Origin of the sequence: Enterococcus haemoperoxidus ATCC BAA-382, assembly GCF_000407165.1 — a bacterium.
GTDB classification, from domain to species: domain Bacteria; phylum Bacillota; class Bacilli; order Lactobacillales; family Enterococcaceae; genus Enterococcus_L; species Enterococcus_L haemoperoxidus.
The window spans coordinates 1564024-1577327 of sequence record NZ_KE136479.1 but is presented as its reverse complement, the minus strand read 5'-3'; the positions used below and the strand labels follow the sequence as shown (position 1 = coordinate 1577327).

10 protein-coding genes are annotated in these 13304 nt (G+C 36.6%); 9 read left to right on the top strand and 1 reads right to left on the bottom strand.

Translation table 11 applies throughout. From position 1 onward, the window contains the following. The first annotated feature begins 288 nt into the window (after nucleotides 1-288). Both I583_RS07315 and I583_RS07310 read left to right on the top strand, forming a co-directional pair. A complete protein-coding gene (locus I583_RS07315) occupies nucleotides 289-1695 on the top strand; it encodes an NCS2 family permease (protein WP_010761140.1) in 1407 nt (468 codons plus the stop codon). Nucleotides 1696-1828: 133 nt separating this feature from the next. Further along, entirely contained in the window at nucleotides 1829-3025 is a 1197-nt protein-coding gene (locus I583_RS07310; RefSeq protein ID WP_010761141.1) for a multidrug efflux MFS transporter, read from the top strand. A 132-nt stretch (nucleotides 3026-3157) separates the two neighbouring features. On the opposite strand, the gene I583_RS07305 is transcribed toward I583_RS07310, so the two are convergent. Further along, nucleotides 3158-3349, bottom strand: a complete 192-nt coding sequence (locus I583_RS07305) for a YjzD family protein (RefSeq protein WP_010761142.1) — start codon at nucleotides 3347-3349, stop codon at nucleotides 3158-3160. Between the two features lie 108 nt (nucleotides 3350-3457). Between I583_RS07305 and dnaE the strand changes: the two genes are divergently transcribed. The 7 genes from dnaE to I583_RS07275 all read left to right on the top strand — a co-directional run bounded on the left by dnaE (nucleotide 3458) and on the right by I583_RS07275 (nucleotide 13192). Beyond that, nucleotides 3458-6790, top strand: coding sequence for a DNA polymerase III subunit alpha (gene dnaE / locus I583_RS07300; RefSeq protein ID WP_010761143.1), 3333 nt, complete (start codon nucleotides 3458-3460; stop codon nucleotides 6788-6790). A gap of 171 nt (nucleotides 6791-6961) precedes the next feature. Next, complete coding sequence (gene pfkA / locus I583_RS07295; protein ID WP_010761144.1) at nucleotides 6962-7924, top strand: 6-phosphofructokinase; 963 nt, start codon at nucleotides 6962-6964, stop codon at nucleotides 7922-7924. 96 nt (nucleotides 7925-8020) lie between these two features. Next, complete coding sequence (gene pyk / locus I583_RS07290; RefSeq protein WP_010761145.1) at nucleotides 8021-9778, top strand: pyruvate kinase; 1758 nt, start codon at nucleotides 8021-8023, stop codon at nucleotides 9776-9778. A gap of 187 nt (nucleotides 9779-9965) precedes the next feature. Further along, nucleotides 9966-10985: an alcohol dehydrogenase AdhP gene (gene adhP / locus I583_RS07285; RefSeq protein ID WP_010761146.1), complete on the top strand. Its 1020-nt coding sequence runs from the start codon at nucleotides 9966-9968 to the stop codon at nucleotides 10983-10985. A gap of 272 nt (nucleotides 10986-11257) precedes the next feature. Beyond that, nucleotides 11258-11413: a hypothetical protein gene (locus I583_RS16865; protein ID WP_010761147.1), complete on the top strand. Its 156-nt coding sequence runs from the start codon at nucleotides 11258-11260 to the stop codon at nucleotides 11411-11413. Nucleotides 11414-11695: 282 nt separating this feature from the next. Continuing rightward, a complete protein-coding gene (locus I583_RS07280; protein WP_010761148.1) occupies nucleotides 11696-11998 on the top strand; it encodes an Fpa/YlaN family protein in 303 nt (100 codons plus the stop codon). A gap of 3 nt (nucleotides 11999-12001) precedes the next feature. After that, nucleotides 12002-13192, top strand: coding sequence for an FtsW/RodA/SpoVE family cell cycle protein (locus tag I583_RS07275; RefSeq protein ID WP_010761149.1), 1191 nt, complete (start codon nucleotides 12002-12004; stop codon nucleotides 13190-13192). The last annotated feature ends 112 nt before the right edge of the window (nucleotides 13193-13304 follow it).

Sequence of the window (13304 nt, the reverse complement as noted above, 5' to 3'; positions counted from 1 at the left end):
TTATGATTTTCATTCAGTACCTGTAAAGTTTTTTATTAACATCGAGTAATGAGTAGAAGAAACAATTGGTTGTTCCTAAAACACGAACATTAAAAAGAAAAAACAGTGTGAAAGTTAATATTTTGTTGAAAAGAAGAAATGGCTGTCTTATACTTTAAAAGTATTCATCAGGAAACAGGAACATGCACTTATTATTTACAGACAGTTGGCTCTCTAAATAGTTATTTCGACGAGCAAACTGAATCATCCTGATAAAATTTTTTGGTAAAAAGGGAGCGAGACAATTTCATGGAAAAGTTTTTCAAATTAAAGGAAAACAAAACAACGATCTCAACTGAAATGGTGGCAGGGGTAACGACATTTTTTGCGATGAGCTATATTTTATTCGTAAATCCGTCGATTTTATCTCAAACGGGAATGCCGTTTCAAGCAGTATTTTTAGCAACGATTATTGCATCGATTATAGGAACTTTGATCATGGGACTATTTGCAAATGTCCCTTATGCTCAAGCACCAGGCATGGGATTAAATGCGTTTTTCACCTTTACTGTGGTTTTTGGCTTAGGGTATACCTGGCAACAAGCATTAGCAATGGTGTTTATCTGTGGACTAATCAATGTCTTGATTACTGTCACAAAAATACGAAAGTTGATCATCAAAGCTATACCAGAAAGCATGCAGCATGCAATTGGCGGCGGTATTGGAATTTTTGTTGCATATGTAGGTATCAAAAATGCAAAATTATTGGATTTTACAGTACAAGCTGAACCTACTAAGGGTGTTGTTAATGGCAATAGTATCGTTCCTGCTTTGGGAAATTTTAATAATCCAGAAATTATATTAGCTGTGATTGGATTAGTTTTGACCACGGTTTTAGTCGTGTTAAATGTTCGAGGTGCTATTTTGATTGGTATCGTAGCCACAACGATCATTGCGATTCCGCTAGGTGTCGTTGATTTGTCAGCGATTGACTGGCAAGCAAATTCTTTAGGAAATTCTATCAGTGAATTAGGGACGACTTTTGGTGCGGCTTTTGGTGCTGACGGTATGCAGTCGTTATTCAGTGATGCCTCAAAAATCCCTCAAGTTTTGATGACGATTATTGCGTTTAGCTTGTCAGACACATTTGATACGATCGGTACTTTTATTGGAACAGGACGCCGTACAGGAATATTTTCCAAAGAAGATGAGTTAGCATTGGAAGATAGTAAAGGTTTTTCTACAAAAATGGATAAAGCTTTGTTTGCAGATGCAATTGCAACATCAATCGGTGCTGTTTTTGGAACATCTAACACTACGACCTATGTTGAAAGTGCTGCAGGTATTGGAGCTGGTGGACGGACTGGCTTAACGTCAGTTGTGGTTGCTGCCTTGTTCGCATTAAGCAGTCTATTTTCACCACTGATTGCAATTGTTCCAGCACAAGCAACTGCTCCTGCACTGATTTTAGTGGGTGTGATGATGCTTGCTTCATTTAAAGATATTGAATGGACAAATTTAGAAGAAGCAATTCCTGCATTTTTCGCTTCTATTTTTATGGGATTATGTTATAGCATTTCTTATGGGATTGCAGCAGGCTTCATTTTTTATGCAATTGTTAAAGTTGCAAAAGGGAAATTCAGAGAAATTTCACCAATTCTTTGGGTCGTTAACGCACTGTTTATCCTGAATTTCATTATTTTGGCGATTTTGTAAGCCACTATTATTGATAAAGCTTAGCTGTCATTTAGATAGTTAAGCTTTTTATGTGCTTGCGTAAAAATTTTTTGAGAGATTTGAAAATTTGGAGTATAGTTAATAGTGAAGAACTTGTGAGGTGTGCTTTAAAATGAAAATTGATTGGAAAAAAAATTTAATGGTTGCCTGGTTAGGCTGTTTTTTTACTGGTGCAAGTATTAGTTTAGTGATGCCCTTTATCCCCGTCTATGTTGAGCAGCTAGGAACACCAAAGAGTCAGGTTGCGTTGTTTTCTGGACTTGCCATATCTGTTACGGCATTTGCCGCTGCAATCGTAGCACCTATTTGGGGTAATTTAGCGGATAGAAAAGGGCGAAAGCTCATGATGATCCGGGCAGCAGCTGGAATGACAATTACGATGGGGTCGTTAGCATTTGTACCAAATGTTTATTGGCTCTTGATTATGCGCTTTTTTAACGGTATATTGTCTGGGTATATTCCAAATGCAACCGCCATGATCGCGTCTCAAGCCCCAAAAGAAAAAAGTGGATGGGCATTAGGAACGCTTTCCACAGGTGCTATTGCTGGAAACTTGATTGGGCCATCTATCGGAGGGGCGTTGGCTCAATGGTTTGGGATGGAAAATGTTTTTATTATCACTGGAATTGTATTGTTGATTACGACAATGTTAACGATTTTTATGGTGAAAGAAGACTTCCAACCAGTTGAAAAGAAAAATTTGTTAAGTACAAAAGAAATTTTTTCAAAGATGGACCATGTGTCTATTTTGATTGGATTATTCATTACAACGTTGATTTTACAAATTGGCGTTACGAGTATTAGCCCGATTTTAACGTTATATATTCGTTCATTGAGTCATGATACTGGCAATATTTTATTCATTAGTGGTTTAATTGTTTCTGTTGCAGGTGTATCAGCGGTGATTTCTTCGCCAGTTTTAGGGAAACTAGGGGACAAGATTGGCAATCATAAGGTTTTGTTAGCAGGGTTGTTTTTATCAATGATTTGTTATATTCCTATGGCATTTGTTAAAACTCCTTTTCAACTAGGATTATTGCGCTTTTTCTTAGGATTTTCAACTGGAGCTTTGATGCCGTCGATCAACACCTTAATCAGCAAAATCACGCCCTCAGAAGGTGTTAGTCGTGTTTATAGTTATAATCAAATGTTTAGTAATTTTGGACAAGTCTTAGGTCCGATGATCGGTTCGACGGTGGCTCACGGTATGGGGTACAGCGCGGTATTTATTGTAACAGCCTGTTTTGTACTGGGAAATATTTGCCTATCTTTGTTCAATTTCCGAAAAATTTTAAATAAAAAGCTATAAACAGTTGAAAACATAAAAAAACCAGTTACAATGTTTGTAGTAACTGGTTTTTTTATAATCATGATTTTCAACTAATAGATGGTCAGTTCAAAAGCTGTTTTGAAAAATCAGCTTAAGATAGCAACTTAAGAGTTATTGAGCACTTTTAGTGGTTTCTTTTTTTGGTAATGCGAATTGACCAATCAATAAGATAATCACGCCGGTAGTCAATGACATAATCGTTGTCAGCATAAAATCATAGGTTCCGCCGTTTAAGGCACCACCGATATAGCCGACCACTTGTCCTAGTAAAAAGGACCACAACAATACAAGAATGTAACGCATGGATTGCACCTCTTTTCTAGCTATAGTTTAGCACAATTTTTGTAAATGTAAAGAAAATGAAAGTTACATTTTTGATTTAAAACCATCACATGTAAAAGGAGATGTCCTATGCCCTTTCCACAATTATATACAATTACTTCCTATTCATTACTCTCCAGTACTATTCGTATTCAAGAATTAGTGCAACAAGCAAAAAAATTAGGTTATACGACGTTAGGAATTACGGATATAAATGTACTTCACGGGGCAATCGAATTTTTTGAAGTCTGTAAAAAGGAAGCAATTAAACCAATCATTGGTTTGACGTTAGATTACACCCCAAAAAAGTCCGAACAATCGGCTCAATTGTTACTCTATGCAAAAGATATAGAAGGCTACCAAAACTTGATGCGGATTTCCACTGCGAAAATGAATAGCGAAAGAATTTTTTATTTAGATGCAATTAAAGAACATTTAACGCATTTGTTTGCTGTTATGCCCTCTGACAAAGGAGAAGTTTCTTTTGCTTTAAAAAGAAATGAAGTGGAGGCCTCTGAAAGTTTAGATCAGCTAGTGCAATTATTTGACCCGTCGTCTTTTTTTGCAGGTGCCTCATTTACATGTAATCCGGAAACTGATCCAGCACTTTTTAAGTTTTATGAAGCAAAAAATCAGCCGCTCCTTGCTTTGCAGGAAACTCGTTATTTAAACCGAGAAGACGGCTTTGCGTTGAAAGTATTAGCGCACATTGATGAAGGCCAACAGATGACGTTAAATGCCGAGGAAACAAAGATTGAAGGCCCCTTTTATTTAAGAAATCAGACAGATGCAGCAGAACAATTACTCATAAAGGTGAATGAACAAGCTGTCCAAAATGCAGAAAAGCTTGCTGATTCTTGTATTTTGGAGATTCCGTTACATCAACGTTTACTACCGCATTATCCGATTCCAGAGGGGAAACAAGCAGGAGAATTTTTAAAAGAGTTATGCTTGAAGAAACTACCTGAACGCATCTCGAATGTTTCAGTTGAATATGAAGAACGGTTAGTAAAAGAACTTGATATTATTCATACGATGGGATTTGATGATTACTTCTTGATTGTATGGGATGTAATGGCCTTTGCTCATGATAGAAAAATCGTAACAGGTGCAGGTCGTGGTTCTGCTGCGGGTTCTTTAGTGTCATATGTTTTGTCGATCACAGATGTCGATCCAATCAAATACGACTTACTCTTTGAACGATTTTTAAATCCAGAAAGGCATTCTATGCCCGATATAGACTTAGATATTCCTGATAATCGGCGTGAAGAAGTGCTGCAATATGTTCGTGAAAAATATGGACATTATCATATGGCACAAATCGCTACTTTTGGTACAATGGCAGCAAAAATGGTTTTAAGAGATGTTGCTAGAGTGTTCGGTTTATCTCAAAGTGAATCAAATCGCTGGTCTAATGCCGTACCTAGTGCACTAAAAATGACCTTGAAAACAGCATATGCTGATTCAAAAAATCTTGTCGAATTAGTAAATTCATCTGAGACAAACCGCTTGTTATATGATACAGCTGTTCGTTTAGAAGGGTTACCTCGTCATGTCTCAACTCATGCAGCTGGCGTGGTGATCAGTGACTTGGATCTTTTAGATGTCGTCCCATTACAACCGGGTTCAAATGATATTTTCCTGACGCAATTTACAATGAATGATGTTGAGAAGATAGGACTACTAAAGATGGATTTCTTAGGATTGAGAAATCTATCGATCATTGATGATACGATTAAGTCGATTAAACGCGTCTACAAAAAAGAAGTGATCTTAAATCAAATTCCTTTAGATGATGAATTGACATTATCCTTGTTTAGACGAGGGGAAACAAGTGGCGTTTTTCAGTTTGAGTCAGCAGGTATCAGAAATGTTTTACGAAAACTTGGACCATCAAGTATTGAAGATATTGCGGCTGTTAATGCTTTATACCGACCAGGTCCAATGCAAAATATCGACCTGTTTATTCGCAGAAAAAAAGGGATAGAACCAATTGATTACCCAGATCCTGTTTTAGAGCCGATTTTAAAAAATACTTATGGTGTTATTGTGTATCAGGAACAAATCATTCAAGTGGCTTCTACGATGGCAGGATTTAGTCTAGGGCAAGCAGATATTTTACGACGTGCAGTAAGTAAAAAGAAAAAAGATGTACTGGATGAAGAACGCAAGCACTTTGTTGAAGGCGCAATGAAACAAGGTCATAGTGAAGAAGTTGCAACGACTATTTATGATTATATCGAGCGATTTGCTAACTATGGATTTAATCGATCTCATGCGTTTGCTTATTCTTTTATAGGCTTTCAAATGGCCTACTTAAAAGTACATTTTCCAGGGGCATTTTATGCAGCAATTCTCCATTCTGTACGACATAATCCGACTAAAATCAAAGAATATATCGGCGAAGCACGTAAAAATAAAATGGCGATCATCCAACCCTCCATCAATACTAGTCAATACAGCTTTTACCTAAACAATGATGATCAAATAACGTTTGGTTTTAGCTCGTTAAAAGGGATACGTAGAGATTTTATCCAAAATATCATAGAGGAACGTAAAGAACGTGGACCGTTTAAATCTTTTGACCAATTTCTATTGCGTATCGACCGAAAGTGGCTAAAAGCTGAAAATATTCAACCTCTAATCGCCATTGGTGCCTTTGATGAATTACAGTCAAATCGCCGTCAATTAGCTGTTAGCTTAGATAGTGAAATTCAAAATATTATCTATAGCGGCGGCAGTATGAATCTTTTAGAAGATACGCTGAAATTGAAAGAAGTAGAAGTAGCCGATTACACTTTAGAAGAGAAATTAGAACAAGAAGAACAATTTCTAGGTGTTTATTTATCAGGTCATCCTACTGAGGAATTCAAAAAAACTCGTTTGGCCAAACAAGTGATGTTAGTCAGCGACGTAGTGGAAAATCAAGCGGCGCGCCTATTGATTTATGTAAAAGATATCCGAGTGATTCGTACAAAAAAAGGCGAACAAATGGCTTTTGTAGAAGGTGATGACTTGACTGGGGCAATATCTTTGACACTTTTTCCTACAGTTTTCAGAACCCTTCGTCAAAATGTTGAAAAAAATCAAGTTTATTTCGTAGAAGGTAAAATAGAAAAAAGTAACTATAATCAAGAACTTCAATTATTGGTAAACCAGATTGAAAAAGCTAGTGAAATTGAAAATAGTATTAGTGCAACAACTTGTTATTTAAAAATTATTGAAGCGAAAGATCAAAAAGAGGTTCTGCAAAGCATTCACGAAGTCATTCAAAAACACAAAGGCAATACGCCGGTAATCATTTATTTTGAAAAAAATGGGAAGAAATTAGTCTTAGGAGAAGAGAATTGGGTAACGGATACAGTAGATGCAAAAGAACAATTAGAGGCGATCTTAGGTGGTCAAAATGTTGTTTTCAAATGATTTACGGTAAAAAATACTAATTGTTTTCATCTTTTTTCAATTATTTCTTCTTAAACCAAGACATTTTGCACTATTAATGGTAAAATGAGTGACGTAATATTTTTGAGTAATGAATAACTGTAACAAAATTTGTTACAGCTTAAAAGTATATTATATGAGGTGAAAGAACGAATGAAACGTATCGGTATTTTAACCAGTGGGGGAGACGCCCCAGGAATGAACGCTGCAATTCGTGCAGTAGTACGTAAAGGTATTTTTGACGGAATCGAAGTTTATGGGATCAACTACGGTTTTGCAGGTTTAGTGGCAGGAGACATCCGTCGTTTAGACATTGCTGATGTTGGTGACAAGATTCAACGTGGTGGAACATTTTTATACTCTGCTCGTTATCCAGAATTCGCAACAGAAGAAGGACAATTAAAAGGGATCGAACAATTAAAAAAATTCGGCATCGAAGGACTAGTTGTTATCGGTGGAGACGGTTCTTATCATGGGGCGATGGCTCTTACTAAACGTGGATTCCCAGCTGTTGGTATTCCAGGAACGATCGATAATGATATCCCAGGGACTGATTTTACTATCGGTTTTGATACAGCGATCAACACAGTATTAGAATCGATTGACCGTATTCGTGATACTGCAACTTCACACGTACGTACATTCGTTATTGAGGTAATGGGACGTGGCGCAGGCGATATCGCTCTTTGGTCAGGCGTAGCAGGTGGCGCTGATGAAATCATCATTCCAGAGCATGATTTTGATATGGTCAATGTTGCTCAGCGCATTAGAGAAGGCCGCGATCGTGGTAAAAAACATTGCTTGATCATTTTAGCTGAAGGTGTTATGGGCGGTAACGAATTTGCTGACCAACTTTCTGAACATGGCGATTTCCACACACGTGTATCTATTTTAGGACACGTTGTCCGTGGTGGCTCACCAAGTGCTCGTGATCGTGTATTAGCAAGTAAGTTTGGATCATATGCTGTCGAATTATTAAAAGCAGGCAAAGGCGGACAATGTATTGGTATGCTTGATAACCAAGTTGTTTCAGCGGATATCGTTGACACATTGGAAAACCACAAACATAAACCCGACTTATCACTTTATGATTTAAATCAAGAGATTTCTTTCTAAGGATGAGCTTAAAATTTGAGCTGTCTTAAGCATCGCTTGAGGAAAATAGATAATCTTCACAACGTATAAACAAAAATGGAATAGGAGCGTTTGGTAATGAAAAAAACGAAAATCGTATGTACGATCGGACCAGCTAGTGAAACTGTAGATATGCTAGTCAACTTAATTAATGCAGGAATGAATGTTTGCCGTTTGAACTTCTCACATGGTGACTTTGAAGAACATGGTAACCGCATCAAAAATATTCGTGAGGCTGCAAAAATTACAGGAAAACGTGTAGCAATCTTACTTGATACAAAAGGTCCTGAAATCCGTACGAACGAAATGGAAAATGGCGCAATCACTTTAAGAACTGGTGATTCAGTACGTCTTTCTATGACGGAAGTTTTAGGAACTAACGAAAAATTCTCAATCACTTATCCAGAATTGATCAACGATGTAAATGTTGGTTCTCATATTCTTTTAGATGATGGATTAATCGATTTAGAAGTAACTGATATCGACCGTGCTGCAAACGAAATCGTTACCCTTGTTAAAAACGAAGGCGTTCTAAAAAATAAAAAAGGTGTTAACGTACCTGGAGTTTCTGTAAATCTTCCTGGTATCACTGATAAAGATGCTGCTGATATCCGTTTTGGTATCGAACAAGGTGTTGATTTTATCGCAGCAAGTTTCGTTCGCCGTGCAACTGACGTTTTAGAAATTACTAAAATTTTAGAAGAAGAAAACGCAACCCATATCCAAATTATTCCTAAAATCGAAAACCAAGAAGGTATCGATAACATTGACGAAATCCTAAAAGTTTCTGATGGCTTGATGGTCGCTCGTGGTGACATGGGTGTTGAAATTCCAACAGAAGACGTTCCAGTTGTTCAAAAAGAATTGATCAAAAAATGTAACGCTTTAGGCAAACCAGTTATTACGGCAACTCAAATGTTAGATTCTATGCAACGTAACCCGCGTCCAACACGTGCGGAAGCAAATGACGTTGCCAATGCAATCTATGACGGAACAGATGCAGTAATGCTTTCTGGTGAAACAGCTGCGGGGGATTACCCATTAGAAGCTGTTCAAACAATGGCTCGTATCGCAGTTCGTACTGAAGAAGCATTGATTAACCAAGATTCATTTGCCTTGAAACTTTACAGCAAAACAGATATGGCTGAAGCAATTGGACAATCAGTTGGTCACACTGCACGTAACTTGGGTATCCAAACTATCGTTGCAGCAACTGAATCAGGCCACACTGCTCGCATGATTTCTAAATATCGTCCAAAATCTCATATCGTTGCGATCACTTTCTCAGAACAAAAAGCTCGTAGCTTATCATTATCTTGGGGAGTTTATGCAACTGTTGCTGACAAACCATCAAGCACTGATGAAATGTTCAACTTAGCAACACACATTTCTCAAGAAGAAGGATTTGCAAGTGAAGGTGATTTGATCATCATTACAGCGGGGGTACCTGTAGGCGAGAAAGGTACAACCAACTTAATGAAGATCCAAATGATCGGATCAAAATTAGTACAAGGTCAAGGGATCGGTGAATCATCAGTTATTGCTAAAGCAGTTGTAGCAAATACAGCTGAAGAAGCAGTAGCAAATGCAGTAGAAGGTTCGATTCTAGTTGTTAAAACAACTGACAAAGATTATATGCCTGCAATCGACAAAGCAATTGCTTTGGTTGTTGAAGAAGGTGGATTAACTTCTCATGCAGCAGTTGTTGCAATTGCGAAAGATATTCCTGTAATCGTTGGTGCAGCTGATGCAACAAACTTGATTGCTAACGATGAATTAATCACTGTTGATCCTCGTCGTGGTATTGTATACCGTGGCGCAACAACAGCAATCTAAACTTTTAATTATAGCTTTAAAAAGAGTGAGAATGAATCATGCAAAATGATTCATTTTCACTCTTTTTTATGTATGTTAAACAAATTTTCTCATATTGTGAAATTATTCTCAAAAAGACTGTTAAAACGATTTCATACATGGTAAAATATAATTGTTACCATATAATATAAAATACAGGAGTGATAGAATGAAAGCAGCTGTTGTAACGAAAGAAAATAATGGAAAAGTAGAAATCAAGGAAGTGAGTCTTAGACCACTTGAAGCTGGGGAAGCTTTAGTGGATGTTGAATATTGTGGTGTTTGTCATACTGACTTACATGTGGCTCATGGTGATTTTGGTGAAGTGCCAGGACGAGTAATCGGTCATGAAGGAATCGGGATCGTTAAAGAAATTGCTCCTGGCGTTGAAAGTGTTAAAGTAGGAGACCGTGTAAGTATTGCTTGGTTCTTTGAAGGATGCGGAACGTGTGAATATTGTATTACAGGCCGTGAAACTTTCTGTCGTCAAGTGAAAAATGCTGGATTTTCAGTAGATGGTGCGATGGCTGAACAATGTATCGTTAAAGCTGACTACGCTGTTAAAGTACCAGAAGGATTAGATCCAGCTCAGGCCAGCAGTATTTCATGTGCGGGCGTTACTTGTTATAAAGCAATCAAAGTGTCAGATGTAAAACCAGGACAATGGGTTGCTATCTACGGAATCGGTGGATTAGGTAATTTAGCGATTCAATATGCTAAAAATGTATTTAATGCTAAAGTAATTGCCGTTGATATCAATGATGATAAGTTAGAATTTGCTAAAGAATTAGGCGCTGATTTGGTTTGCAACCCACTAACAGATGGCGATGCAGGAGCATGGATTCAAGAGAAAGTCGGCGGTGCTCACGCGGCAGTTGTTACGGCTGTTTCAAAAGTTGCCTTTAACCAAGCGGTTGATTCTGTAAGAGCTGCTGGGAAAGTCGTTGCAGTTGGATTACCGCCTGAAACAATGGATTTAGCAATCGTTAAAACTGTATTGGATGGGATTCAAATCGTAGGTTCATTAGTTGGAACACGTAAAGATTTAGAAGAAGCATTCCAATTTGGTGCAGAAGGTAAAGTAGTGCCAGTTGTAGAAACACGTTGTCTACATGAAGTCAATGACATCTTTGAAGAAATGGAACAAGGCAAAATCAAAGGTAGAATGGTTGTTGATTTAAAAAAATAAAACAATTCTAAGGTAAAAAACAAATTAAATAGTAAAGACCCTTAAAGAAAGAGTTAAAATTCTAACTTTTAAGGGTCTTTTTTTAGAACAACGCCTCTCTTCTAATTGCTTTGATAGCTTCTTAAAATAGATTCTGTTACTATTAATAATAGAATTATGTATTCGTTAAACGAATCAATAAAAAAGAAGTATCCCATTTAACTAACGTGGTTTTCATCATAATCTAAACTATTATTTTATAAAATAAGTCATTAATTTTAGGAGGAGCAATTATGAAAGAAAGTGCCAAAGCAGGAATTTCATTTGGATGTGCATTAGCTTTAGTTATTTCGTATGTGAATTGGCACAGTATTATTTGGGCTGTGTTTCATGGTGCATTAAGTTGGTTTTATGTAATTTATTACGCAATTGTTTATGGTTTAAATTGAAATAAAAGAAAAATACTAGTTATAAAAATAACGCTTTGAGATACTATTTGTGTCGTGCTTCAATCCATCAAATGATAGAATTTAGTTATTGCTATCTATAATAAACAACTTATTTCTTTGATTAATTTTCCCTATAATCTGTAAGAATAATGAGATTTCCATTTATTTCTGTTTCATAAAAATTAAAAAAATTGTTAAACACGGGATTTTCAGGAAATTTCTGTTAATAAATGGACAAATTATGCTATAATTACATAATTAAGATGGGAGGTTTTAGTGCAAATGGAATCCATTTCAAAAGATTTTGCCGTTCAGCTGTTGAACGATGATGCACAAAGGATCATGATGTTGATCCGTAATCAAAAAAATAGCCTATGTATTTCCCAATGTAAAGCCTTTGAGGAAGTCGTAGATACACAAATGTATGGTTTCTCTCGTCAAGTGACTTATGCCATTCGATTAGGTATTTTAAGTTCAAAAGAAGGACATCAATTGCTAAGTGATTTGGAAAAAGAACTTAACCAATTATATAGTGACGTTTATGAGGAAACACAAGAAAAAAAAGAGATTGGCAAGGAGGGTTAAACTTTGCCAAACAAGATAAAAAAGAGGCATCTGTTAGATTATAGTATTTTGATCCCGTACTTAGTCCTTAGTGCGATAGGATTGATTATGGTTTACAGTTCAACATCCTCTTTACTAGTATCCAAAGGAGAACCGCCAACTGGAATGGTTGTCACGCAATTACAATTTTGGCTTTTAAGTTTGGTCGCAATGTTTTTTATTTATAAAATGAAAACTACTGTTTTTCAAATTAAAGGCTTCATTATGTTTGCGATTGTAGTTATATCCGTATTACTTCTAGCTGTTCGTTTTACAAAGTTAGGGGCTGAGATCAATGGTGCTAAAGGTTGGATTCAGATTGGGTCATTTTCAATGCAACCAGCCGAATACCTTAAAATTATGGTCATCTGGTACCTAGCTTATATTTTAGGTCGAAGACAGAAATATATCGACAAAGAATTTAAAAAAGCTGTTTTTAGACCAATGCTTTTGGTTGGTTTTTTAATTTTCCTTGTAGCGATTCAACCCGATTTAGGTAATGCGGCAATTTTGACTTTATTGGTGATTATCATGGTGCTTGCCAGCGGTGTTAATTATATGTACACATATCTTGTTGGTGGTGTTGGCATTATAGGTAGTATCGCTGTGATTCAAACCTTGCTTTTAACTGGAGGCAGTTTTATTCCAGATCGGTATCAATATGTGTATCAACGTTTTGCAATTTTTTTAAACCCGTTTAAAGACGAACGGAATGCAGGACATCAGTTAGCAAATTCTTATTTCGCTATTAATAATGGTGGTTGGTTCGGAAAAGGCTTAGGAAATAGCATTCAGAAAAAAGGTTTTTTACCTGAGGCTCATTCAGATTTTATCTTTGCTATTACGATTGAAGAGTTAGGCTTATTGGTGTCACTTATGATACTAGCAATTTTAATGTTTATGATTGCTCGGATTATTTTAGTTGGGGTGCGCTCTAAAAAACCATTTAACTCATTGATGTGTATCGGTATTGGCTCAATGTTACTGTTACAGGTTTTTATCAATTTAGGTGGTATTACAGGTGTAATTCCTTTAACAGGAGTAACGTTTCCTTTCTTAAGTCAAGGAGGAAATAGTGTACTGATTATTTCTATCGCTGTCGCTTTTGTACTAAATATCAGCGCAGACGAGAAAAAGCAAAAAATGGACCAAGAATACCAATTACTTGGTAATTAATAAATGAAGACAAATATAGGATGAAACAAAAGCGACTACTTTGCTCCAATTCGATTGCATCACGAAGGATTCGAATTGAGAATTGAGCTAGGTACTGCTGTTTTAGCCTCAA

Coding starts and splice junctions, on each gene's coding strand:
- I583_RS07315 (WP_010761140.1), top strand. CDS start 289: ATGGAAAAGTTTTTCAAATTAAAGGAAAACAAAACAACGATCTCAACT.
- I583_RS07310 (WP_010761141.1), top strand. CDS start 1,829: ATGAAAATTGATTGGAAAAAAAATTTAATGGTTGCCTGGTTAGGCTGT.
- I583_RS07305 (WP_010761142.1), bottom strand. CDS start 3,349: ATGCGTTACATTCTTGTATTGTTGTGGTCCTTTTTACTAGGACAAGTG.
- dnaE (WP_010761143.1), top strand. CDS start 3,458: ATGCCCTTTCCACAATTATATACAATTACTTCCTATTCATTACTCTCC.
- pfkA (WP_010761144.1), top strand. CDS start 6,962: ATGAAACGTATCGGTATTTTAACCAGTGGGGGAGACGCCCCAGGAATG.
- pyk (WP_010761145.1), top strand. CDS start 8,021: ATGAAAAAAACGAAAATCGTATGTACGATCGGACCAGCTAGTGAAACT.
- adhP (WP_010761146.1), top strand. CDS start 9,966: ATGAAAGCAGCTGTTGTAACGAAAGAAAATAATGGAAAAGTAGAAATC.
- I583_RS16865 (WP_010761147.1), top strand. CDS start 11,258: ATGAAAGAAAGTGCCAAAGCAGGAATTTCATTTGGATGTGCATTAGCT.
- I583_RS07280 (WP_010761148.1), top strand. CDS start 11,696: ATGGAATCCATTTCAAAAGATTTTGCCGTTCAGCTGTTGAACGATGAT.